Annotated in this window: 22 protein-coding genes; 10 read left to right on the top strand and 12 right to left on the bottom strand. The window is 71.3% G+C overall.

Annotated features, from left to right (window positions below):
* Nucleotides 1-226 precede the first annotated feature (226 nt).
* From INT51_RS19480 to INT51_RS19490, 3 genes are all read right to left on the bottom strand, one after another.
* A complete protein-coding gene (locus INT51_RS19480) occupies nucleotides 227-2,281 on the bottom strand; it encodes an ABC transporter ATP-binding protein (RefSeq protein WP_193107079.1) in 2,055 nt (684 codons plus the stop codon).
* A complete protein-coding gene (locus INT51_RS19485) occupies nucleotides 2,278-4,041 on the bottom strand; it encodes an ABC transporter ATP-binding protein (RefSeq protein WP_193107080.1) in 1,764 nt (587 codons plus the stop codon). The genes INT51_RS19480 and INT51_RS19485 overlap by 4 nt, the downstream gene beginning before the upstream one ends.
* A 210-nt stretch (nucleotides 4,042-4,251) precedes the next feature.
* Nucleotides 4,252-5,010: a GntR family transcriptional regulator gene (locus INT51_RS19490; RefSeq protein WP_193107081.1), complete on the bottom strand. Its 759-nt coding sequence runs from the start codon at nucleotides 5,008-5,010 to the stop codon at nucleotides 4,252-4,254.
* A gap of 207 nt (nucleotides 5,011-5,217) precedes the next feature.
* Between INT51_RS19490 and INT51_RS19495 the strand changes: the two genes are divergently transcribed.
* The 7 genes from INT51_RS19495 (at nucleotide 5,218) to INT51_RS19525 (ending at nucleotide 12,815) form a co-directional block, all read left to right on the top strand.
* The gene (locus INT51_RS19495; protein ID WP_193107082.1) at nucleotides 5,218-6,339 is read left to right on the top strand and encodes a TIGR03364 family FAD-dependent oxidoreductase; all 1,122 of its coding nucleotides are present in this window, start codon (nucleotides 5,218-5,220) and stop codon (nucleotides 6,337-6,339) included.
* A 58-nt stretch (nucleotides 6,340-6,397) separates the two neighbouring features.
* On the top strand, nucleotides 6,398-7,375 hold the full coding sequence (locus INT51_RS19500) for a phosphate/phosphite/phosphonate ABC transporter substrate-binding protein (protein ID WP_193107083.1): 978 nt from the start codon (nucleotides 6,398-6,400) through the stop codon (nucleotides 7,373-7,375).
* Between the two features lie 47 nt (nucleotides 7,376-7,422).
* Nucleotides 7,423-8,286, top strand: a complete 864-nt coding sequence (gene phnC, locus INT51_RS19505; protein ID WP_193107084.1) for a phosphonate ABC transporter ATP-binding protein — start codon at nucleotides 7,423-7,425, stop codon at nucleotides 8,284-8,286.
* A complete protein-coding gene (phnE, locus tag INT51_RS19510) occupies nucleotides 8,283-9,986 on the top strand; it encodes a phosphonate ABC transporter, permease protein PhnE (protein ID WP_193107085.1) in 1,704 nt (567 codons plus the stop codon). Before phnC ends, phnE begins: the two co-directional genes overlap by 4 nt.
* Before the next feature lie 96 nt (nucleotides 9,987-10,082).
* A complete protein-coding gene (locus INT51_RS19515) occupies nucleotides 10,083-10,799 on the top strand; it encodes an HAD family hydrolase (protein ID WP_193107086.1) in 717 nt (238 codons plus the stop codon).
* Nucleotides 10,800-10,805: 6 nt separating this feature from the next.
* Entirely contained in the window at nucleotides 10,806-11,885 is a 1,080-nt protein-coding gene (locus INT51_RS19520; RefSeq protein WP_193107087.1) for a zinc-binding dehydrogenase, read from the top strand.
* A gap of 111 nt (nucleotides 11,886-11,996) precedes the next feature.
* Nucleotides 11,997-12,815, top strand: a complete 819-nt coding sequence (locus INT51_RS19525; protein WP_193107088.1) for a sugar nucleotide-binding protein — start codon at nucleotides 11,997-11,999, stop codon at nucleotides 12,813-12,815.
* A 6-nt stretch (nucleotides 12,816-12,821) separates the two neighbouring features.
* Here the strand turns inward: INT51_RS19525 and INT51_RS19530 are convergent, their stop codons facing one another.
* The 3 genes from INT51_RS19530 to arsB all read right to left on the bottom strand — a co-directional run bounded on the left by INT51_RS19530 (nucleotide 12,822) and on the right by arsB (nucleotide 14,797).
* Nucleotides 12,822-13,178 (bottom strand): iron chaperone, encoded by a 357-nt coding sequence (locus INT51_RS19530; RefSeq protein ID WP_193107089.1) that lies wholly within the window; start codon nucleotides 13,176-13,178, stop codon nucleotides 12,822-12,824.
* Between the two features lie 102 nt (nucleotides 13,179-13,280).
* The gene (locus INT51_RS19535; RefSeq protein WP_193107090.1) at nucleotides 13,281-13,727 is read right to left on the bottom strand and encodes a low molecular weight phosphatase family protein; all 447 of its coding nucleotides are present in this window, start codon (nucleotides 13,725-13,727) and stop codon (nucleotides 13,281-13,283) included.
* Nucleotides 13,724-14,797: an ACR3 family arsenite efflux transporter gene (gene arsB / locus INT51_RS19540; RefSeq protein WP_193107133.1), complete on the bottom strand. Its 1,074-nt coding sequence runs from the start codon at nucleotides 14,795-14,797 to the stop codon at nucleotides 13,724-13,726. The genes INT51_RS19535 and arsB overlap by 4 nt, the downstream gene beginning before the upstream one ends.
* A 131-nt stretch (nucleotides 14,798-14,928) precedes the next feature.
* On the opposite strand from arsB, the gene INT51_RS19545 reads away from it, so the two are divergent.
* Both INT51_RS19545 and INT51_RS19550 read left to right on the top strand, forming a co-directional pair.
* Nucleotides 14,929-15,321 carry a helix-turn-helix transcriptional regulator gene (locus INT51_RS19545; protein ID WP_193107091.1) on the top strand — a complete coding sequence of 131 codons (393 nt, stop codon included), beginning with the start codon at nucleotides 14,929-14,931 and terminating at the stop codon, nucleotides 15,319-15,321.
* A 47-nt stretch (nucleotides 15,322-15,368) separates the two neighbouring features.
* A complete protein-coding gene (locus INT51_RS19550) occupies nucleotides 15,369-15,776 on the top strand; it encodes an arsenate reductase ArsC (protein WP_193107092.1) in 408 nt (135 codons plus the stop codon).
* 14 nt (nucleotides 15,777-15,790) lie between these two features.
* Here INT51_RS19550 and INT51_RS19555 read toward each other — a convergent pair whose 3' ends face one another.
* Together INT51_RS19555 and INT51_RS19560 are read right to left on the bottom strand one after the other, a co-directional pair.
* Nucleotides 15,791-16,489 carry an LrgB family protein gene (locus INT51_RS19555; RefSeq protein ID WP_193107093.1) on the bottom strand — a complete coding sequence of 233 codons (699 nt, stop codon included), beginning with the start codon at nucleotides 16,487-16,489 and terminating at the stop codon, nucleotides 15,791-15,793.
* Nucleotides 16,486-16,947 carry a CidA/LrgA family protein gene (locus INT51_RS19560; RefSeq protein WP_193107094.1) on the bottom strand — a complete coding sequence of 154 codons (462 nt, stop codon included), beginning with the start codon at nucleotides 16,945-16,947 and terminating at the stop codon, nucleotides 16,486-16,488. Before INT51_RS19560 ends, INT51_RS19555 begins: the two co-directional genes overlap by 4 nt.
* 75 nt (nucleotides 16,948-17,022) lie before the next feature.
* On the opposite strand from INT51_RS19560, the gene INT51_RS19565 reads away from it, so the two are divergent.
* Nucleotides 17,023-17,604: a GNAT family N-acetyltransferase gene (locus INT51_RS19565; RefSeq protein WP_193107095.1), complete on the top strand. Its 582-nt coding sequence runs from the start codon at nucleotides 17,023-17,025 to the stop codon at nucleotides 17,602-17,604.
* 166 nt (nucleotides 17,605-17,770) lie between these two features.
* Here INT51_RS19565 and INT51_RS19570 read toward each other — a convergent pair whose 3' ends face one another.
* The 4 genes from INT51_RS19570 to INT51_RS19585 form a co-directional block, all read right to left on the bottom strand.
* Complete coding sequence (locus INT51_RS19570; RefSeq protein ID WP_193107096.1) at nucleotides 17,771-18,319, bottom strand: pyridoxal 5'-phosphate synthase; 549 nt, start codon at nucleotides 18,317-18,319, stop codon at nucleotides 17,771-17,773.
* A gap of 127 nt (nucleotides 18,320-18,446) precedes the next feature.
* Nucleotides 18,447-19,115: a response regulator transcription factor gene (locus INT51_RS19575; RefSeq protein WP_193107097.1), complete on the bottom strand. Its 669-nt coding sequence runs from the start codon at nucleotides 19,113-19,115 to the stop codon at nucleotides 18,447-18,449.
* The gene (locus INT51_RS19580) at nucleotides 19,105-20,466 is read right to left on the bottom strand and encodes a sensor histidine kinase (protein ID WP_193107098.1); all 1,362 of its coding nucleotides are present in this window, start codon (nucleotides 20,464-20,466) and stop codon (nucleotides 19,105-19,107) included. Before INT51_RS19580 ends, INT51_RS19575 begins: the two co-directional genes overlap by 11 nt.
* Nucleotides 20,463-21,626, bottom strand: a complete 1,164-nt coding sequence (locus INT51_RS19585; RefSeq protein ID WP_193107099.1) for a hypothetical protein — start codon at nucleotides 21,624-21,626, stop codon at nucleotides 20,463-20,465. Before INT51_RS19585 ends, INT51_RS19580 begins: the two co-directional genes overlap by 4 nt.
* Between the last annotated feature and the right edge of the window lie 69 nt (nucleotides 21,627-21,695).

Below are 21,695 nucleotides of genomic sequence, written 5' to 3' on the forward strand. Positions count from 1 at the left end.
TCGCCGGTCGCCGGTCGCCGGTCGCCGGTCGCCGGTCGCCGGTCGCCGGTCGCCGAGAATTGTCCCCACAGGACCGATGCGGCTCTCGACATCGGTCCTGCGGGGACATTTCTTGCCGGCTGGGCGGCCGGGCCGGGCTGGCGAATTGGCTGGGCGGCCGGGCTGGCTGGATTGGCTCGGCGGCCGGGCCAGCCGGCCAGCCGGGCGGGCTCGGCGTGACGCCGGGTCACTCCGCCGGCGGTGCTCCTCCGTTCGTCGCCTCGACCGCGGCGATCTCGCCGGTCACGGTCGCCGAGCCCTCGAGCAGGGCCTCGTCCGCGTCCGGATCCACGCCACCGGCGAACTGCGACCAGTACAGGCGGTGGTAGGCGCCCTCGGCCTCGAGGAGCTGGTCGTGATCGCCCAGCTCGACGATGTCGCCGTGCTCCATCACCAGGATCACGTCCGCGTCGCGGATGGTGGACAGGCGGTGGGCGATGACGAAGCTGGTGCGGTCGGTGCGCAGCGCCGCCATCGCCTCCTGCACGAGCACCTCGGTGCGGGTGTCCACCGAGGAGGTGGCCTCGTCGAGGATCAGCAGCGCGGGATCGGCGAGGAAGGCGCGGGCGATGGTGATCAGCTGCCGCTCACCGGCGGAGATGTTCGCGCCCTCGTCCTCGATCACGGTGTCGTAGCCGTCCGGGAGGGTGTGCACGAAACGGTCCACGAAGGTGGCGGTCGCCGCCGCGATCACCTCGTCGTCGGTCGCCTCGAGGCGCCCGTACCGGATGTTCTCCCGGATGGTGCCGCCGAACAGCACCGCGTCCTGCAGCACCATTCCCACCTGGCTGCGCACCGCGCCGCGGTCCAGGGCGCGGATGTCCACGCCGTCGAGCTGGATCTCGCCGCCGTCGATCTCGTAGAAGCGCATGATCAGGTTGACCAGCGTGGTCTTGCCGGCGCCGGTGGGGCCGACGATCGCGATGGTCTGCCCGGGCTCCGCGATCAGGGACAGGTCGGTGATCAGCGGTTTGTCGGGGGTGTAGGAGAAGGCGACGTGGTGGAACTCGATGCGTCCGCGGGTGGACCCGGTGAGCTCGGCGCGTTCGATGCGGCGCTCGGTCCGCTCCCCGTCGGGCCCGGTGGTCACCGCCACGAGCTCCCCGTCGGCTTCCTGTTCCTGCGCGTCCAGCAGCTCGAAGATCCGCTCTGCCGATGCCACCCCGGAGATCAGCATGTTCGCCATGCCGGCCACCTCGCCCAGCGGCGCGTTGAACTCGCGCGAGTACTGGATGAAGGCGACGACCTGGCCGAGGCTCAGCTGCCCGCTGGCGATCCGCAGACCACCCACCACGGCGATCCCGACGTAGCCGAGATAGGTCACCCACTGCATGATCGGCATGATCATGCCGGAGTAGAACTGGGCCTTGAAGGAGGCGTCGTACAGCTCCTCGTTGCGCTCATCGAACACCTCGCGCATCGAGTCCTGGCGGTCGAACACGGTGACCAGGTCGTGCCCGGTGAAGGACTCCTCGACATGGCCGTTCAGGCGCCCGGTGTTGCGCCACTGCGCGGTGAAGAGCTTCTGCGACTTCGCGCCGATCAAGCCGATGACCACGCCGGAGATCGGCAGCGCCACCAGGGCGATCAGCGCGAGCTGCCAGGAGAGGTAGAACATCATCGCGGTGATGCCCACGATGGTGAGCACCGCATAGACCAGCGAGGCGAAGGCCTGCTGGAGGGCCGTCTGCACATTGTCGACGTCGTTGGTGGTGCGCGAGAGCAGGTCACCGCGCTGGCGGGTGTCGAAGTAGCTCAGCGGCAGGCGGTTGACCTTGGCCTCGATCTTCTCCCGCAGCCGGTAGACGATGCGCATGACCACATCGTTCAGCAGCCGTCCCTGCAGCCAGTCGAACAGGGCGGCCACCACGTACATGCCCAGCACGATCAGCAGCAGCCTGCCCAGCGCCGGGAAGTCGACGCCGTCCCCGGTCAGGACGCCGTCGAAGATGACGTCCATCGCGTCGCCGAGGATCGACGGCGCCCACACGGTCAGCCCCGTGGAGACGATCCCGAAGGCCAGCACGATCCCGAGGCTCAGCTTGTGGTCGCTGAAGGTGCCTGCCAGGCGCATCGCGGAGGGCCAGAAGGCCTTGGCCTTGCGGGGTGCGGATTCGCCCCACTCGGTGCTCATGGAGTCCTGCATCTCGAGGATCTCGGCCTCGGTGAGCTCCACCGCGGCGGCCCCGGTGCTCGAGGGGGAGCCCTCGGCCGACTTCTTCTGCTTCTTCGCGGCGCTCATACCGGCTCCTCCACGGTGATCTGGGAATCGACGATCTCCCGGTAGGTCTGGCTGCTGTCGAGCAGCTCCTCGTGGGTGCCGCGGCCGACGATCCGGCCTTTGTCGAGCACGAGGATCTGGTCCGCGCTGGTGATGCTGGCGATGCGCTGGGCGACGATGATCATCGTCGCGCCCTCGGTCCGTGCATCCAGGCCCGCGCGCACAGCGGCGTCGGTGGCCACGTCGAGGGCGGAGAAGGAATCGTCGAAGACGAACACCCTCGGCCGGGCGACCAGGGTGCGCGCGATGCACAGGCGCTGACGCTGGCCTCCGGAGACGTTGGTGCCGCCCTGGGAGACGCTGGACTCCAGGCCCGTGCGCGCCGTCTCGCCCTCGCCGGTGCTGCGGTCTGCGACGAACTCGGTGGCCTGGGCGACGTCGAGCGCGCGCCACAGCTGGTCGTCCTCGGCCGTCGGATCACCGAAGCGCAGGTTGTGCGCGATCGTGCCGGAGAACAGGTACGGCTTCTGGGGCACGAGACCGACGGTGGCCGAGATCGTGGCGCGGGCGAGGTCGGTGACCGGCACCCCGTCCAGCAGCACCTGCCCGCTGGTGGCATCGTGCAGGCGCGGGATCAGGCTGACCAGCGAGGTCTTCCCGGAGCCGGTGGAGCCGATGATCGCGGTGGTGCGACCGGCCCCGGCGGTGAACGAGATGCCGTCGAGCACGGGGGCGTCGGCGCCCGGGTAGGCGAAGCTGACGTCACGGAACTCGACCGTGGCCCCGCCGCCGGCCGGCCCGAGCGCGACGGGCCGCGCGGGCTCGGCGAGGCTCGGGCGGGTGTCGAGGACCTCGGCGATGCGACGGCCGCTGATGATCGCCCGCGGGAACATCATGAACATGAAGGTGCCCATCATGACGGCCATGAGGATCTGCAGCAGGTACTGCATGAAGGCGGTCAGGGACCCGACCTGCACCAGGCCCGCGTCCACGCGATGGCCGCCGAACCAGAGCACGGCGGCGGTGGCCAGGTGGAGCACGACCGTGATCGCCGGCCCCATGATCACGAACAGCCGGCCGATCCGCACCGAGGTGTCGGTCAGCGTCGCGTTGGCGTCCTCGAAGCGGGCGGTCTCGTGCTTCTCGCGCACGAAGGCTCGCACCACCCGGATGCCCATGATCTGCTCGCGCATCACCCCGTTGATGGAGTCGATGTTGTCCTGCATGCGCTGGAACAGGGGCATGAGCTTCGTGACCAGCAGGCCCACGATGACCATGAGCACCGGGACGGACACCCACACGAGCCAGGACAGCCCGGGGTCCTCCTGGATGGCCATCACGATCCCGCCGATCGACATGATCGGCACCATGACCATGAAGTTCAGCGACATCAGCACGAGCATCTGCACCTGCTGCACGTCGTTGGTGCCGCGGGTGATCAGGGTCGGGGCGCCGAAGCGACCCATCTCCTCGGTGGAGAAGCGGTCCACGCGGGTGTAGAGGGAACGGCGCACGTCGCGACCCATGCCCATCGCCACGCGAGCCCCGAACCAGACCGAGATGATCGCCGTGATGACCTGCACCATCGCGACGATCAGCATGACTCCGCCCACGCGCCAGATGTAGTCGGTGTCGCCGGTGGCCACCCCGTTGTCGATGATGTCGGCGTTGAGGCTGGGCAGGTACAGCGTGGCCAGCACGGTGGCGAGCTGCAGCACGATCACAGCGGCGACGTGCGGCAGGTACGGACGGAGGTGGCGCCTGATCAGCGTCCAGAGCATGAGGGCCTTCAGGGGTGTTGTCGGAGGAGTCGTCTGCGACAGTAACGACCCAGGCGGACAGGTACTGACCTCGAAGCTCGGATGGGTCCCGAGGAGGTCAGCGTGCGGTCACGCCGGGCGGATTCAGACGCGCGTAGTTATTTTGCCCCAGCATCCTGAGGAGCGCCACGGGGTTTTCCCCCAGAACCGGTCAGAGGCTCGTGAGCCCGATCAGAGCCCCTTGAGCATCGACAGTCCGTTCGAGGCGCCCCGCACCGTGGTCGAGGCGAAGCGCGCATGACTGGGCAGGTACCTGTCGTCGGACCACTCGATGGGGCGGCCCTCGATGGTGAACGCCCGCCGTCGCAGCCGCATCAGGGGCGCTCCCTCCTGGACCCCGAGCAGTCGTGCGTCGTCCTCGTCGGCCGCGACCGCATCGAGGATGCGGGTGGCGTGGTGGATGTCGACCCCGCTCGCGATCAGCCGCTCGTAGACGGAGCCGGAGTCCGGGTCGAAGGAGAGCACGTGGCGGCCGACGTCGTACGGATAGCACAGGCGCTCGAGCATGATCGGCACCCCGTCGGCGAACCGCAGGCGCAGCAGCTCCACGATCGGGTCCCCGGGATCGATCTCGAGCGAGTCCGCCTGGGCGCGGGTGGCCCACGCCCGGGTCATCGATTCGGTGCGCTGACCGGGCTCCATCCCCATCTCGCGGCACCACTGGGTGAACGAGAGCGCGACGTCGAAGGGCTGCACGGGCACCGTCTCCAGCACCACCGAGCGGCGACCCCGACCTGAGGAGATCAGGCCCTCGTCGCGCAGGATCCCGAGGGCCTGGCGCACCGGGCCCCGCGAGGTCTCGAACCGGGCGCACAGCTCGGACTCCGAGGGGACGCTCTGCCCCGGCTCCAGGGAGCCCGCGGAGATCTCGCGGCGCAGATAGGTGAGGATCGCCCCGTAGGTCTGCGTCCCCCTGGTGGTGCCCGTCATCGCCGTCCTCCACTCCCCTCGGGAACGTCGCTGCCCCCGCCGCGCATGGTCGCGCACCCTTGATCCTATGCACCGGATCACGCCCCCGCCTGCAGCGGCGTCGCTGAGTAACATCTCGGTGGCCACGCGGTGACGAGCGCGCAACATGTTCGGAACTTGTATATACATCTATCGACACAGGGTCCTCCTACGGGCCACGCTCAAGGCATGACCACCGACACCGACCTCCTCGTCATCGGCAGCGGCATCCTCGGCCTCGCCACCGCCCACCGCGCACTGGCCCAGGGCCTGAGCGTGCGCGTCATCGAGGAGAGCACCCGGCCCGTCGGGGCCAGCATCCAGAACTTCGGCCACGCCTGCTTCACCGGCCAGGCCGATGAGCTCCAGGACCTCGCCATGGCCTCTCGCGCCGGCTGGCAGCGCGCCGCCGAGCACGCCGGGCTGTGGGCCCCGACCACCGGCACCGTGGTCCCTGCGACCTCGACGGCCGAGCTGCGGGTGCTCGAGGAGTTCGCGGCCCACCGCGGGCCCGAGCAGGTGCGGATGCTGAGCCCCCAGCAGACCCGGAACGCCCTGGCGGTGGAGGATCTCGACGTTCTCGGCGGGGCGCACCTCCCCCTGGACATGCGCGTGGACCCGCGACGCGCGGCCCCCGAGCTCGCCGCCTGGCTCGCCGCGCAGGGCGTCGCCTTCCACTGGGGCGAACGCGTGCTGCGCGCGGCCGACGGGACGGTCGAGACGACCCGCGGGAGCTACCGCGCCGAGCGGGTCGTGGCCTGCCCCGGGACCGGCATCAGCGGTCTGTTCCCCGAGATCGCGGACCGCTTCCGCGTCACCCGGTGCACCCTGGCCATGGCCCTCGTCGAGCGCCCGGCACGACTGCCCGAGCACTTCGCGATGCTCACCGGCACCTCGCTGGCCCGCTACGACGGCTTCGCCGCGATGCCCGGCGCCGCGGACCTGCGTCGAGAGCTCGAGCAGCGCGAGCCGGAGCTCCTCGCCTGCACCGCGAACCTGATGGCCACCGGGATCGCCGACGGCCTGCTGATCGGTGACTCGCACGCCTACGACGACTCCCCCGAACCGTTCCTCGACGCGGACATCTCCGCGCTGCTGCTGGCGAAGGCGAGCGCCCTGCTCGGCCTGCGGGAGCCGCGGGTGCTGCAGCGCTGGCTCGGCTGCTACAGCGACGCCCCGGGGACCACGCTCGTGCTCGAGCAGCCCGATCCCTCCACCACCGTCGCCGTGGTCACCAGCGGCATCGGCATGACCCTGAGCTTCGGCATCGCCGAGCAGATCCTCGACCAGGTCCCCGTCCTCGCCGCCTGAACGACGCCCTCACCCCTGCCCCACTCCCCCGCCCTCGCCACAGAACAGGACTCCCGCCATGTCCCACCGCACGCCTGCCTCCCCCGCACTGCCCCAGGTCACCCGCCGCCAGGGCTTCCAGGCCCTCGCCTCGCTCACCACCGCCGTGCTGGGCGGCTCCGCCCTCGCCTCCTGCAGCAGCTCCAGCGACGCTGCGGACAGGGAGATCGTCTTCGCGGCCGTCCCCGCCGAGAGCTCCCAGTCCCTCGAGCAGACCTTCGGCCACATCGTCACCCTGCTCGAACAGGCCACCGGACGCACCGTGACCTTCCAGAACGCCTCGGACTACGCCGCGGTCATCGAGGGCCAGCGCGCGGGCAAGATCGACATCGCCTCCTACGGCCCGTTCTCCTATGTCATCGCCAAGGACGGAGGGGTGCCCGTCGAAGCAGTCGTCGCCCCGGTCCACGAGGAGGGCACGACGCCCGCCTACACGTCCTTGTGCTACGTCGCGGAGGGCAGCGACATCGCCTCGCTCGCCGATCTCGCGGGCAAGAAGGTCGCCTTCGTCGACAAGGCCTCCACCTCGGGTTTCCTGGTCCCTCTCGAGGGCCTCATGGGTGAGGGCCTCGACCTCGACACCGACCTCGAGATGGTCCTGGCCGGTGGCCACGACGCCTCCCTGCTCGCCCTCGCCAGCGGCGAGGTCGACGCCGCATTCGCGCACGACACCATGCTGAAGACCCTCACCGAGAGCGGGCAGGTCCCCGAGGGCGCGCTGGTGCAGCTGTGGGAGTCCCAGCCGATCCCGGAGGACCCGATCGCCCTGAACACCTCCACCCTGGACGCCGGGACCGTCGAGACGATCCGCGCCGCCCTCCAGGGCAAGGCCAACAAGCCGGCCCTGGTCGAGGAGGGCATCTGCGCCTCCGAGGACGACTGCGCCCTGCCCGAGGAGATCGAGTGGGGATACGTCGCCGTCACCGACGCCGACTACGACGCGATCCGCCAGATCTGCACGACCACCCAGGCCGACGCCTGCTCCTCGGTGAGCTGACCACCACCCTCCCGCCCGACCCGCCCGCACCCGCAAGGAGCCCTGCCATGACCTCGTCACCTGGCCCTCACCCCCGGACCACGCCTGCGGCCCTCCCGGCCGATCCTGCCCTGACCCTGCGCGGGGTCACCAAGGACTTCGGCAAAGGGGTCAAAGGGCTCGACGACGTCGACCTCGACCTCGCACAGGGGTCGATCACCGTGCTGCTGGGTCTGTCCGGCTCCGGCAAGTCCACCCTGCTGCGCCACCTCAACGGCCTGCACACCCCGACCCACGGCACCGTGAGCGTCTTCGGCGAGAGCCTCCGCGGACTCTCCGGGCCGCGCCTGCGCACGCTGCGCCGGGGCATCGGCATGATCTTCCAGGACTACGGGCTGGTGGGCCCGATGTCCGTCCTGGAGAACGTCTGCACCGGGGCCCTCGGAGAGCTGCGCGGTCCCCGGATCGGCCTGCTGATGTACCCGAAGCGGGTGCGCCGCGAGGCCCTGCAGCACCTGGACCGCGTCGGGCTCGCAGACCGCGCCCACCAGCGGGCCGACACCCTCTCCGGCGGGCAGCAGCAGCGGGTCGCGATCGCCCGCGCGCTCCTGCAGCACCCCCGGATCCTGCTGGCGGACGAACCCGTGGCCTCGCTGGACCCCGTCTCGGCGGCTCAGATCATCGACCTGCTGCGCCGGATCAGCGAGGAGGACGGGCTGACCATCGTCACCGCCCTGCACCAGGTCGAGCTCGCCCTGGACCTGGCCGACCGCGTGGTGGGACTGCGCAGCGGGAAGGTGGTGTTCGACCGGCAGACCGCCGGGATGTCCGCCCGGGACGCCGCAGAGATCTACGAGTCCGTGGCCACCCCCACCACGCAGGAGCTCGAGGCGCTCACGGACATGCACAGCGCCGCAGCGAGCAGCTCATGAGCACCGCCGCCCCCGTCGCCCCGGTCACCCCCGGACCCTCCACCGCGGCCGACGAGCGCCTCCTGCGACCGATCCGACGTCCGAGCGCCGGGACCGCGGGCGCGACGCTGGTGATGGCGATCCTCGTCGGCCTCGGGGTCTGGTCGGTGATCGACCTGGGCATCGATCTGCCCACGATCCTCGGCTCCCTCGGCAGCGCGGTCGCGTTCGTCGGCCGCATGTTCCCGCTGGACTTCCCGCCGCTGCCCGACCTGGCCGGGATGATCGCGGAGACCCTCGCGATCGTGTTCCTGGCGACGCTGCTGGCCGTCGCGCTGTCCGTCCCGGTCTCGCTCGCGGCCGCGCGGGCCACCACCCGCGGGCGGATCACCCGCGGCGCCGCCCGCACCCTCATCGTGCTCGCCCGCGCGGTACCCGATCTGGTGCTCGCGATCGTGCTCCTGCGCGTGTTCGGGCTCGGTCCGGTGGCCGGCATCCTCGCCATGGGACTGCACTCCGTGGGCATGATCGGCAAGCTCTACGCCGACGCGATCGAGGAGCTCGACGACTCCCCCCGCCAGGCGGTCGAGACCGTCGGCGGCACCAGGTCCCAGCAGATCTGGTCCGCGATCCCGATGGCCCTGCTGCCGCAGGTGATCGCCACCGGCCTGCACCGCTTCGACATCAACCTGCGCACCTCGGTGCTGCTGGGGTACGTGGGCGTGGGCGGCATCGGCCTCGAGATCGCCGACGCCCTGCGATCCCTGGACTACCAGCGCGGGATGGCCCTCGCGCTGGTGGTCCTCGCGCTGTGCATCGTCGTCGAACTGGTCTCCGGCGGGATCCGGGCGGCGATCCTTCCACGCCCGGGCGGCCGCTCCGCCCGGACCGGTTGGATCGATCGGCTCCTGGATCGGCCGACGGCGCGCCCTGCCACCGAGCAGATCCACGCTCCCTGGTCGGTCGATCGGTTCCGGCGCGTGCTGAGCGTCGCAGTGCTGGTGGTGGTGACGGCGGGGTCGCTGTGGAAGGTCGACCTGGACGCGGCCACCCTGCTCGGCGGGATCGCCGAGATCCCCTCGACCGTGCAGCTGTTCCTCCCGCCCGGGTTCGGCGGCTCCGCCGGGACCGTGTTCGCGGACCTCCTGGTGACGGTGCAGATCGCCCTCGCGGCGACCCTGCTGGGTGGGATCCTGGCCCTGCCGATCGGGATCCTCGCCGCCCGCAACGTGGTCGCCGGTCGCGCCGTGCACACGGGGTTCCGGCTGCTCATCGTGATCATCCGCGGCATCCCCGAGCTGATCCTCGCGATCATCTTCGTGGTGATCTCGGGCTTGGGCGGGGTGGCCGGCACGCTCGCCCTCGCGCTCGGCGCCGTCGGCCTGCTCTCCAAGCTCATCGCCGACTCGCTGGAGGAGACGGATCCCCGCCCGCAGGAAGCACTGCGGGCGCTGGGCGCGAGCGCTCCGCAGGTGTTCCTCGCCGCGACCCTGCGGCAGGCGGCGCCGGCCGTCGTCGCGCACACGATGTACCTGCTGGACACCAATATCCGCTCGGCGACCCTGCTGGGCGTGGTGGGCGCCGGCGGCATCGGCTTCCTGCTGCTGAACGCCGCCCGGATCAACCAGTTCGAGGTGGTCACCGCGATCGTCCTGCTCATGGTCGGAGTGGTCCTGGTGGTCGAGGCCCTCTCGATGTGGCTGCGCCACGCGGTGCGCTGAGCACCCTCTGCACCCGTCCCACCCCGCTGTTCTCCGCGCCCCACTGTTCTTCGAGCTCCGTGTTCCCCCTCTCCCCGTCGACGACAAGGACTCCCCATGACCTCCACTCTGCAGCTCGCCGTGTTCGACATGGCCGGCACCACGATCGATGACCGCCACGAGGTGTACCGCGTGCTGCGCGAATCCGTCGAGCGCGAGGGCGCCCGGTTCGACGACGCCACGTTCCAGCAGTGGATGGGCACCGAGAAGCGCGCGGCCATCCGCAACCTGCTGGCCCTCGGCGGCGTCGAGGCGCGAGATGAGCTCGTGGACTCCGCCTTCGCCTGGTTCCTCGAGGAGCTCACCCGCACCTACACGCAGAATCCGCCCATCCCCCTGCCGGGCATCGAAGAGGCCCTGCGGTCCCTGCGCGCGCGCGGCATCGCACTCGGCCTGACCACGGGGTTCTCCCGGGACATCGCCGATCTGATCCTCGGCCGCCTGGGCTGGGGCGTCGGGGAGAGCAGCGGCACCGATCCCTCCGAGCCGATGGTCGACGTGGTGGTCTGCGGCGACGAGGTGCCCGAGGGACGTCCCGCCCCGTTCATGATCCAGGAGGTCATGCGCCGGACCGGGGTCACCGAACCGGCCCGGGTGGCCTCCGTCGGGGACACCGCGGTCGACGTCGAGTCCGCGCAGCGTGCGGGGGTGACCGCGGTCGGGGTGCTCACCGGGAAGCTCCTGCGCGCCGACCACGAGGCCGCGGGCGCCGACATCGTCGCGAGGTCCGTCGCCGAGCTGCCGGCGCGTCCCGATTTCGGCGGGCAGGGCTGACCCGCGATGGCCGAGATGCGCGCGCTGGTCTGGGCCGGCGAGCAGCGGTTCGAACAGATCCGACGGCCGCTGCCCTCCCTCGCGCCCGGTGAGCTGCTGGTCCGGGTGCGGACAGCCGCGATCTGCGGCTCCGATCGGCACACCGTCGAGGGTCGCCGCGCCGCGCCCTGCCCCGGGATCCTCGGGCACGAGGGCGTGGGCGACGTGGTCACGATCGGACCGGCCGTGACCGTGGGCTCCGCCCCGGAGCTGGTCGCCCCCGACGGCGTCCCGGTCGGACCCGGGGACCGGATCGTGTGGTCGGTGATCTCCGCCTGCGGAGACTGCGACCGCTGCCAGGCCGGCCACAGCGCGAAGTGCCGCACCCTGCGGAAGGCAGGCCATGAGCCCCTCGACGGGTCCTGGCCGTTCTCCGGCTCCTATGCGAGCCATGTGGTGCTGCCGGCCGGCCATCACCTGGTGCGGGTCCCCGAGGAGGTGGCCGACGGGCCCGCCGCGATCGCCGCCTGCGCGGGAGCCACCGTGATGGCGAGCCTCGCCGCGGCGACGTCCTCGCCCGTGCCCGGCTCTCGGGTCCTCATCACCGGGGTGGGCATGCTCGGGCTGCTGGCGATCGCCGCCGTCCGGGCCGCCGGCGCCGCACATGTGCACGCGATCGACCCGTCGGCGGCGAGGCGCGAGCTGGCCCTGCAGGCCGGCGCGAATTCCGCCTCTGCCCCCTCGACGGAGCCCGACGGACTGCGCGACGGCGCGGATCTGGCCCTGGAGTTCTCCGGCGCGCCCGCCGGCGTGAGGACCGTCATCGATGCGCTCGACGTGGGCGGCACGGCCGTCCTCGCCGGCAGCGTGTTCCCCGGACCGCAGATTCCGGTGGACCCCGAGAGGATGGTGCGGGGGCGCCGCACCCTCACCGGGATGCACAACTACGAGCCCCAGCATCTGGACCAGGCTCTCGCCCTGCTCGCCTCTGAGCAGGGCCGATCCCTCCCCTGGGCGCAGATCCTCGGGGGCCCGATCGCCCTGGACGCCGTGCCCACGGCCTTCGAGACGCCGACGCAGCATCTGCGCACCCTCGTCGAGCCCTGAGGCGGCCTGTCGGAACTGGGTCGGTCTCCCAGGGCGACCAGGTCACGGGCAGGGTCCCAAGAGAAGATACGGAGGGATACTGGACGGACGGACATCGTGGAGGAGGCGACCATGAGCATGAGAACCCTGCTCGTCGGGTGCGGACGCGTCGGCATCCGGGTGGGCGAGCTGCTGCTCTCCGAGGGTGGGGTGGTCGCCGGCCTCCGCCGTGATCCGAGCTCCCTGCCGCCCGCGTTCACGCCGATCACCGCAGACCTCAGTGAGGCCCTGCAGTCCGCGCTGCCTGCGGTCGACTCCATGGTCATCACGCTGACCCCTGCCGTCGCGACGAGCTGTCGCGAGCCGTTGGAGCATCTCGCAGCGGCCCTCCCCTCCCTGCCGCGGCGGACCGTGTTCGTCTCTTCGACGCGGGTCCTCGAGGGCCACGACTCCTCCCGCCCGCTCACCGAGTCCGATCCCGCCCGTCCCCGGTCCGAGCGGGCCCACATGCTCCTCGAGGGTGAGCACGCGGCCCGCGATCTGTTCGGGGCGAGCATCCTGCGGCCGGCGGGCATCTACGGGCCCGGGCGCGATCGCCTGGTCAGGGCCGTCCTCGAGGGGCGCCCCGTGGAGCACGATCGGCACACGAACCGGATCCACGAGGTGGATCTCGCTCGGGCGATCATGGCTCTGCTCAAGGCGCCCCATCCGCCAGCGCTCCTGCACGCCGTGGACGGTGCACCGTCGACGCTCGGAGAGGTCGTCACGCACATCGCGCAGCGGCTCGAGAGGCCTGTGCCCCCGCGTGCGGAGCCGGATCCCGGCGCGGGCACCGTGCTCGACGGCACCGCCCTTCTCGACCTGCTCGGCCCTCTCGAGGTGCCCGACTTCCGCGCCGGGTACGACGAGATGATCGCCGGATCTCCTCCCCCGCTCGCCGATGCGCCGTGAGGTGCGTCAGCCCTCGACGCCCTCTCGCGACGTCCGCACCAGCTGCTCGACAAGATCGTCGGGGATCGGCGTGCGCGGGGTGAACGTGATGCCGGTCTTGGTCGCCTTGAGACCGGCTGCCGCGATGTCCTCGGCATGCTCGGCCAGGGCGTGGGGACGGAGATACAGCCCGCACTGCTTGCTGAACGCCGCATAGCTGGCGACGACCGTGCCATCGATCGTGAACCCGGGCATGTTGTAGGCCACGATCTCCTCGGCCTCCGGCAGGACACGACCCAGAATCTCGCGCAGCCGCTGCAGTGCGGGCTGGAAAGCTTCGGGGGCCGACGCGATGTAGGCGTCATGGTCGACGATCTCCGCCATGGAGAGGCCTCACTCTCGGATTCTTCGTCGTGGTCGGGACCTTCGCGCACGACAGCTTCAGGCTACCGGCTGCGTCATCCACGCATCACGGCACTGCCGCGATCAGGTCTCGGAGGCGTCGGCGGTCAGCTCGTCGAGCAGCTCTCGCACCCGCCGATCGATGTCGTCGCGCACCAGGCGCATGCGCTCGGCTCCTTCGACACCGCGCTCGGAGGGCTCATCGGTGCGCCAGGTCGTGATGGTCCCGCGCATCCCGGGGACCGGATCGACCACGGCCTCCTCCCCGAGCACCACAACGCGGTCCATACGAGCCAGCAGCGCGGGGTCGATCGGCTTCGTGCGGGAGGCGGACATGTCCGCCCCGACCTCGGCGACGACCTCGGCCGAGAGGGCATTGACCGTCGTTCCGGGCTTCGTCCCGGCTGAGTGCACCTCGACCCGGTCGCCGGCCCGCGCCGCCATCAGCGCGGCGGCCATCTGGGACTTGCCACCGTTCTTGACGCAGACGAACAGGACCGAGGGCTTCGGAGTGAGGTTGGAGGAGCTCATGCGGAGACCTTTCGGGCAGAGGCGGTGGGCGCACCGGGGACGGTGGGGTCGCCGGGGAACAGGCGCTTGCCCAGCCACAGCGAGACGTAGACCAGCCCCACCAGGACGGGGACTTCGATGAGCGGGCCGACGACCCCGGCGAGCGCCTGGCCGGACGTGACCCCGAAGGTGCCGATCGCGACCGCGATGGCGAGCTCGAAGTTGTTGCCGGAGGCGGTGAAGGCGACGGTGGTGGAGCGGGCGTAGTCCATACCGACGGCCCGGCTCAGCAGCAGGGAGCCGAGGAACATCAGCACGAAGTAGGCCAGCAGCGGCAGCGCGATGCGGGCCACGTCCCCGGGCGCGGAGATGATCGCGTCGCCCTGGAGGGCGAACAGCAGCACGATGGTGAACAGCAGCCCGTACAGGGCGAAGGGGCCGATCCGCGGCAGGAAGCGGTCCTCGTACCAGTCGCGGCCCTTCGCGCGCTCACCGATCACGCGGGTGAGGAAGCCGGCGAGCAGGGGGATGCCCAGGAACACGAGCACGCTGAGCACGATCGCGCCGATCGAGAACTCGGCCGAGGTGGTGGGCAGTCCCAGCCAGGAGGGCAGCACCTGCAGGTAGAACCAGCCCAGCGCACCGAAGGCGAACACCTGGAACACGGAGTTGATCGCGACCAGGACGGCCGCGGCCTCCCGGTCCCCGCAGGCGAGGTCGTTCCAGATCAGCACCATGGCGATGCAGCGGGCCAGGCCCACGATGATCAACCCGGTGCGGAACTCCGGCAGGTCGGCCAGGAAGATCCAGGCCAGCGCGAACATCAGGGCGGGGCCGACGATCCAGTTCAGCACCAGGGAGGTGGCCATCAGGCGCTTGTCGGCGCTGATGCGGCGGGTCTCGTCGTAGCGCACCTTGGCGAGCACGGGGTACATCATCACCAGCAGGCCGACGGCGATCGGCAGGGAGACGCCGGCGATGCTCACCGCCTCGAGGGCCGGCCCGATACCGGGGACCACTCTGCCCAGCAGCAGTCCCAGCAGCATCGCCAGCAGGATCCAGGCCGGCAACCAGCGGTCCAGGAACGACATCTCGCCCCTCACGCCGACGGGTGCGACAGGGGCGGTGGGGGTAGTCGTGGTCACTACGACCTCTTCCTATAGACGAGCATCGATGCGAACGGTAGCCTCCATATAGATGTTCGTCAATGTAAGGTTCTGCCATGACCCTCACCTCCCGGCACCTGCCGCTCACCGCGCGGGCCGAGCGCACCGACGCCGACTGCACGCCCGGTCCGAGCGCCGAGGACTGCTGCTCCCTGGGCGGTGGTCCGATCAGCGGCGATGAAGCCGAGAACCTGTCCGTGCGCCTCAAGGCGCTCTCAGATCCGACACGGCTCCAGCTCCTCTCGCATATCGCCGCCGGCGGCTGCGGAGACGTCTGCGCCTGCGACCTGGCGGAGCCGCTGGGCATCTCCCAGCCCACCGTCAGCCACCACATGAAGAAGCTCGTCGATGCCGGTCTGCTCACCCGTGAGCAGAAGGGTCGCTGGGCGCACTACTCCGTCGTGCCGTCCGCCTTCGCCGAGCTGCGCACCTTCCTCGACCTGTCCTGACCACCCCTGCGCCCGCCACTCGTCGCACCAGCACCCCAGGAGACCCCATGCCCGATCGCCCCAGCGTCCTGTTCGTCTGCGTCCACAATGCCGGCCGGTCCCAGATGGCCGCCGGCTATCTCCAGCACCTCGCGGGTGACCGCATCGAAGTGCGCTCGGCCGGCTCCGCCCCCGCCGAGACCGTGAATCCCGCAGCCGTCGCGGCGATGTCCGAGGAGGGCATCGACATCTCCGCCGCCCAGCCCCGGATCCTCACCCCGGACACGGTGAAGCAGTCCGACGTCGTGATCACCATGGGCTGCGGTGACGCCTGCCCGATCTTCCCCGGCAAGCGCTACGAGGACTGGGAGCTGCCCGACCCGGCCGGCCAGGGCGTCGAGGCCGTGCGCCCCATCCGCGACGACATCCGCGGCCGCGTCGAAGAGCTGATCGCAAGCCTCGAGGCCCGCGACTGACCCGAGGGCGAGGCTCAGCCCGTCACCAGGGCCGCCACGATCGGCAGAACCACAGTCATGACCAGGGCATTCATCACCATGGCGGCGCTCGCCCAACCGCCGGAGACCGTGGATTCGGACAGCATCCGCGAGGTGCCGATGCCATGGGAGGTCAGCCCGACGGCGAAGCCGCGGGCCCGTTCGTCCCGCACCCGGGCGAGGGTCAGCAGCGCCGGGCCGACGACCGCGCCGAGCACCCCGGAGATGAGGGTCAGTACCACCGCGAGCGGCACGGAGGCCCCCAGGGTCTCGGCGATCGACAGCCCCACCGGGGAGGTCACGGATCGGGGCAGGGCGGCGCGCAGCATGTCGTCCCCGGCGCCGAGTGCGGTCATGGCACCCACCGTCACCGCGACGCTCACCGCTCCCCCGACCGCCAAGGTCAGCAGCACTGCGGGCGCCGCGGACGCCAGGGCTCGCCCATTGCGCAGCAGCGGCAGGGCCAGCGCCACGGTCGCCGGGCCCAGCAGCAGGGTCAGCACCGTGACCTGCTGGAGGTACACGGCGTACGACATGCCGGTGGCCTGCAGGACCGCAGCGACGATCACCACCGTCACCAGCACCGGGGTCAGCAGGCCGGGCCGGCCCAGTCGCTGGTAGAGCCACAGGGAGAGGAGGTAGGCCGTCAGGGTCAGGGCGAGGCCGAAGACGGGCAGCTCGATCAGCGCGCTCATGAGGTGACCGTCCCGGGCTCGGCGTCAGGCCCGGCGGCGGGGCCGGGCCCGTCGGTCGGGTCCCCGGCCGATGAGGCACCGCGGCGCTCCTGTCGTCGCAGCAGTGCCTGCAGCAGCCATCCGGCGATCAGCAGGGTCAGCACGAAGGAGCCGCCGACGGCGAGCGCGATCGGAAGAGCGTTCTGTGCGAGCGCGTGCAGCTCCAGCATGATGCCGACGCCCGGCGGGACGAACAGCAGCTGCAGGTGCTGAAGCAGCGGGGTCGCGGCGGGCTCGGCGACCCGGAGCACGCCCCGCGTGGGTCGCAGCAGCCCGAGCAGGAGCAGCAGGACCAGCCCGAGCACGACCCCGGGCACGGGCAGGTTCAGCAGCGCCGACACGGCCAGGCCCACCATCTGCACCAGCAGCAGGACCACGAGGCCGAGCAGCACCGGGGGCAGGGCGGCGGCTCGAGACATCCGGGCCAGAGTAGCCCTGTGCGTCGGCGAGGAATCGCGTTGACCACCGAGGATGCACAGCCTCACACTGCAGGCATGGCTCTTCGCTTCCCGCTGCGCAGCGGCCGGCTGCTGGTGCGCCCCTTCGAGGAGACCGACGCCATGGCCGCGCACGCCCTCTACGGCGACGCCGAGGTGATGCGATACGTCGGCGACGGCTCGGCGGCCACGCCCGAGCAGAGCGCGCAGATGGTCGAGGACTACCGACGCCACCAGCGCGAGCACGGCTTCGCCTTCTGGGCAGTGATCGATCGCGGCACCGGCGAGCTGATCGGGGATGCGGGGTTGGAGGTCACCCGTCACGGGACAGAGATCGGCTACACCCTCGCGCGCCCCTGGTGGGGACAGGGCCTGGCGACGGAAGCGGCGCGCCTCTGCGTGGACGCCGCCTTCGGGGCGCTCGGCCTGACACGACTCGTCGCGCTGGTCGATGCCGAGAACCCCGCCTCGGCCCGTGTCCTGGGCAAGCTCGGCTTCCACCCCGACATCGACACAGACACCGAAGCAGACCTCGAAGCGGGCCGCGCAGGTAGACGGGAAGGAACCGTCATCGCCTACGGGCGACCTCATCTGCGGTACGTGCTCGTGAGGCCAGCACGCGTCCGACCACGTTCATGACCGCGCCTGCGATGATGAGCATCGGGCCGATGTTGCTCCACTCCAGACCGCCGTGCAGGAGGGCCATCACGACGGTTCCGACCAGCCCGACGCCGATCAGAACGAGGCCGTTGCGCTGCAGGTGACGCGAGCAGGGGATGGCTCTCTTCGGCATCTCGTGCTCCTTTCAGCCGCGCTGGGTGTGGCTCCAGAGACCGTCCTGGCGACGGTAGTCGATATGGACGTGCAGGCGATCGTGGCGGGCCTGCATGAAGTCGATCTGCGTGGGCTGCAGCGCGTAGACCTGCCATGCGGGGTTCGGGCTGCCGTCGGAATTCGGTCGGGAGAGCCAATCGGCCTGCGAGACGTCCTCCCCGAGCGCGACCACGGTCCCGCTGATGTGCACCTGTCGGCCGGTCTCGCGCCAGAAGAACGTCATCGCCGCCCGTGGATCCGCCGCCAGCTGCTGCGCCTTGCGCGAGGTGTTCCGGGTGGAGATCTGGTACCCCTCGGAGTCGAGATCCTTGAGGATCAGAGTGCGGCCGACGGGCGCGCCGTCCTCCCCCAGCGTCAGGAACGTCATCGCGTGCGGCTGGCGTGCGCCCCCGGCGATCGCGTCCTCGAGCCAGGCGAGGAACAGCTCGTCCGGGTCCTCGGGGAGGTTCTCGAGGTCGAGGTCGGGCATCTGGTCCGGGAAGGCGGGCAGTGCGCGCAGCCGCGCGGAGAGGTCGCTCATGCCTCCATCCTGCGCGGTCGCTGCGGGGTGTTCAAGGTCGTCCGGTCCGGCGCCGACAATGCGACCTGCACCAGCGGTACCCGCAGCCTGAGCGGCGCGGCCCCAGCACCCCGCAGCCCCGCTCGCCTCAGGGGTCGACGAGCCCGGTGCGGTAGGCGATGACGGTGGCCTGCGTGCGATCACGGGCGCCGAGCTTGCGCAGCAGGGAGGCCACATGCGTGCGCACGGTCTCGACCCCGAGGATCAGCTGCCCGGCGATCTCCGCGTTGCTCGCGCCGCGGGCGACGGCCTCGAGCACCTCCCGCTCCCGCGCGGTGAGGTCCGGCCCGATGTAGGCGCCGGTCCGGGCACGCGGGCGCAGCAGCGAGCGCACGGCCTCAGGGAACAGCAGGCTGTCGCCGTCGGCCAAGGTCCGCACCGCCTGCACCATCTGCGCGGCGCTCGCGCGCTTGAGGAGGAACCCGGACGCGCCGACGAGGAGGGCGTCCAGCACATAGCCGTCATGCTCGAAGGTCGTCACGACCAGCACCTTCGGTGGGTCCGGCAGGCGCAGCAGGAGTTCGGTGGCGCGGATGCCGTCGATGTCGGGCATGCGCACGTCCATGCAGACGACGTCCGGCCTTTCGCGGCGGGCCAGGATGAGGGCCTCCGCGCCGTCGCCGGCCTCGCCGATCACCACCATGTCCTCCTCGGCCTGGAGGATCATCCGCATTCCCTGCCGCACCAGCGGCTCGTCGTCGACGAGCAGCACCCGCACGGGGCCGCCGGGACGGTCGCGGTCTGCGTCAGGGGTCATCGTGGGGTCTCTCCGTGAGGATCGGGACGAGGGCTCGGGCCTGCCAGGTGCCGTCCTTCGGCCCGGCCTTCAGCGTGCCACCCCACAGGGCCAGGCGCTCGCGGGAGCCCGCCAGTCCGCGACCGCCCGTGGGCGCCGCAGCACTGTCCTCCTCCCGAGGGGCCAGCGGGTTCGCAGCTTCCACGATCACCGCGGGGAGCCCCGCGGAGTCCCGGCCACCATGGATCCGCAGGTGGACGGGACCGTCACTGCCGTGGCGGTGGGCGTTGGTGAGCAGTTCCGTGACCAGCCGTGCGAGGTGCTCGTGCTGGAGCGCGGGCAGACCGGCGGGCACCACGACCTCGGTACGCAGGTCCATCCCTGCCTCGCGATGGTCCAGCAGGACGGCCTCGAGGCGCGAGGGGGCGACCGGGTCGACCCGCCCGTGGGTGTCCACCGCGCTCGTGCTCCCGGGGAAGCCCTTCGCCTCGACGCTCCCGGCCATGTGGATCGCATCGGCGTCCCGCGAGGGGCCCGCCCCGTCGGCGGCCTCGGCGACGCGGACCACGTCGGCACGCTCCTCGCGCAGATCCGCGAGCACGTCGTCCAGGTCGATCAGCGCTTCGCGCGCGGTGTCCTCGATCCGGGCCAGCGCCTGCCGGGCAGCGTCGGGGTCGCGGTCCAGCACTCGCCCGCCGGCCGCCGCCTGGATGCTCACGATCGTCAGGGCGTGCCCGATGCCGTCATGCAGGTCGCGGGCGATCCGCGTGCGCTCCGCGTCCTGGGAGACGCGGGCCAGGGCCACCTCGAGACGATCGCGCGCCGTCGGCCCCAGCAATCGCGGGGCGAGAGAGGCGGCGAGAGCCCCGAGCGGCCACGCGCCCAGAAGCGCGGCGGCCGCCGCCACCACAGCGGCGGCACCGAGGGCGATCCTGCCCAGCACGGAGTCCGGGATCGCGAGCAGCGAGATGCCGGGGTTCGCGCCCATCGCGTCGAGGGCGGTGACCGTCGCGGCCGGCAGCAGCATCGTCAAGCAGGCCGCCGTCAGCAGGCCGAGCAGCAGGTGGACCTGCACCCAGAGCACGTCCTGCACCCGGTGCACCAGACCTGGGCGCAGCGGGACGACCAGTTCCGAGCGGACGCCGAGCATCGAGCGGCACGCGGTGACCTCGAGCTCCCGGATCCCGGGGACGAGGCCCAGCAGGCCGCCGACCACCACCCCGAGCAGCAGGCCCAGCACGGTACGGCCCGGGGAGGTCGCCGAATCGAGCCCGATCGGGACCACCAGCGCGAGGACGAGCACGACGGTCGTCCCGATCGCCGCGCCCGTCATCAGCCACGCGAATCGGCGACCGCTGCGTCGTATGTTCACGCGTCCATCTTCGTCGAGACCATCCTGTCGGCGCGAGAGCCGATGGTCGAGCGTCGGTGCCCGACGTATCCCCACACCGCGAGGGCGAGGGTCGGTCCCCACAGCCAGCAGGGGAAGACCAGTGCGAACTCGAGGGTCGAGGCAAGGCCCATCTCGCTCGCACTGAGCAGGATCGGCACGGCGGCGAAGCACAGCAGGGCCGCGATCGCGAATCCCGGGATCGCCGCGGTGACGATCGGGACGGAGCGCCCGCCGACCACGGGGAACCAGCGCGGGAACACCTCACCCCAGGGCCGGATCAGTCCGAGGGTGAGGACCACACCGAGCCAGGCGCCCGTGGAGAGCGCGAGCCCCCAGACGCGGGTCGCGGGGTCAGCGGCCGCGGCTTCCCCGCCGACGATCGGCCACGGGGTGAGCCAGGTCAGTCGGGACAGGGCGTAGGGCAGGGGCCCGCACGCGGCGATGATCGTCAGCGGCCGACGCCACCGCACCGTCCAGGCCTCCACGCCCTCGAAGGCGCCGGCACGTCGCAGCAGGAGCAGGGCGACAGCGGCCCACAGGGCCCCTGCGAGGACGAAGTGCACGGTGACGAGGATCAGGCCGCCCGACCTGACCATGGCGGGGATGATCGCGAGCGCGACGTCCCGGATGATCCCGGCCCCGAGGAGGGCACCGAGGACCATCGCCGTGAGCAGCGGGACGCCGACCGCCCAGCGGGCCCGTCCGCCGTGCCGGACCAGCAGCGCGGCGACCGTGACCAGCAGCACCGGCATCGCCAGCGCGATCAGGTACCCGGCCTGGGCAAGGGTCATGAAACTGGCGAAGCCCAGGCCGAACAGCGCGACCTGCGCGGCGGCCACGGCGGCCAGCACGACCGCCACGAGCCGGGAGACCGAGGCCCGGGATCCGGTGATCGCCAGTCCGGCGACGCCGGCGACGGCTCCGAGCACGGCCACCACCAGCTGCGCCGTGTACATCGGCCCGGATCCGAGGATCTCGAGCAGGGGTGGCGGGGTGCCGGAGGCGGCCAGCAGCGCGTCGCCCGGGGAGAGCAGCCAGCGCAGGCCGAGCGCTGCGGTGATCAGACTGCTGAGCAGGCCCAGGCCGAGCAGCGCTCGCACCAGGTGTCGTGAGGGATGGGGGCGAGGTGTCGTCGTCATGCCTCGAGCCTCCGCTCGCGGGCATCCCGCCACCTCCCCCGCACGGGTGAACCCGCTCCCCCAGCCGGC

The sequence above is a fragment of the Brachybacterium sp. FME24 genome (assembly GCF_014897705.1).
GTDB lineage: Bacteria > Actinomycetota > Actinomycetes > Actinomycetales > Dermabacteraceae > Brachybacterium.

Coding starts and splice junctions, on each gene's coding strand:
- INT51_RS19515 (WP_193107086.1), top strand. CDS start 10,083: ATGACCTCCACTCTGCAGCTCGCCGTGTTCGACATGGCCGGCACCACG.
- phnE (WP_193107085.1), top strand. CDS start 8,283: ATGAGCACCGCCGCCCCCGTCGCCCCGGTCACCCCCGGACCCTCCACC.
- INT51_RS19485 (WP_193107080.1), bottom strand. CDS start 4,041: ATGCTCTGGACGCTGATCAGGCGCCACCTCCGTCCGTACCTGCCGCAC.
- INT51_RS19535 (WP_193107090.1), bottom strand. CDS start 13,727: ATGAGCTCCTCCAACCTCACTCCGAAGCCCTCGGTCCTGTTCGTCTGC.
- INT51_RS19530 (WP_193107089.1), bottom strand. CDS start 13,178: ATGGCGGAGATCGTCGACCATGACGCCTACATCGCGTCGGCCCCCGAA.
- INT51_RS19545 (WP_193107091.1), top strand. CDS start 14,929: ATGACCCTCACCTCCCGGCACCTGCCGCTCACCGCGCGGGCCGAGCGC.
- INT51_RS19490 (WP_193107081.1), bottom strand. CDS start 5,010: ATGACGGGCACCACCAGGGGGACGCAGACCTACGGGGCGATCCTCACC.
- INT51_RS19550 (WP_193107092.1), top strand. CDS start 15,369: ATGCCCGATCGCCCCAGCGTCCTGTTCGTCTGCGTCCACAATGCCGGC.
- arsB (WP_193107133.1), bottom strand. CDS start 14,797: ATGTCGTTCCTGGACCGCTGGTTGCCGGCCTGGATCCTGCTGGCGATG.
- INT51_RS19555 (WP_193107093.1), bottom strand. CDS start 16,489: ATGAGCGCGCTGATCGAGCTGCCCGTCTTCGGCCTCGCCCTGACCCTG.
- INT51_RS19525 (WP_193107088.1), top strand. CDS start 11,997: ATGAGCATGAGAACCCTGCTCGTCGGGTGCGGACGCGTCGGCATCCGG.
- INT51_RS19500 (WP_193107083.1), top strand. CDS start 6,398: ATGTCCCACCGCACGCCTGCCTCCCCCGCACTGCCCCAGGTCACCCGC.
- INT51_RS19570 (WP_193107096.1), bottom strand. CDS start 18,319: ATGAGCGACCTCTCCGCGCGGCTGCGCGCACTGCCCGCCTTCCCGGAC.
- INT51_RS19565 (WP_193107095.1), top strand. CDS start 17,023: ATGGCTCTTCGCTTCCCGCTGCGCAGCGGCCGGCTGCTGGTGCGCCCC.
- INT51_RS19585 (WP_193107099.1), bottom strand. CDS start 21,626: ATGACGACGACACCTCGCCCCCATCCCTCACGACACCTGGTGCGAGCG.
- INT51_RS19560 (WP_193107094.1), bottom strand. CDS start 16,947: ATGTCTCGAGCCGCCGCCCTGCCCCCGGTGCTGCTCGGCCTCGTGGTC.
- phnC (WP_193107084.1), top strand. CDS start 7,423: ATGACCTCGTCACCTGGCCCTCACCCCCGGACCACGCCTGCGGCCCTC.
- INT51_RS19495 (WP_193107082.1), top strand. CDS start 5,218: ATGACCACCGACACCGACCTCCTCGTCATCGGCAGCGGCATCCTCGGC.
- INT51_RS19520 (WP_193107087.1), top strand. CDS start 10,806: ATGGCCGAGATGCGCGCGCTGGTCTGGGCCGGCGAGCAGCGGTTCGAA.
- INT51_RS19480 (WP_193107079.1), bottom strand. CDS start 2,281: ATGAGCGCCGCGAAGAAGCAGAAGAAGTCGGCCGAGGGCTCCCCCTCG.
- INT51_RS19575 (WP_193107097.1), bottom strand. CDS start 19,115: ATGACCCCTGACGCAGACCGCGACCGTCCCGGCGGCCCCGTGCGGGTG.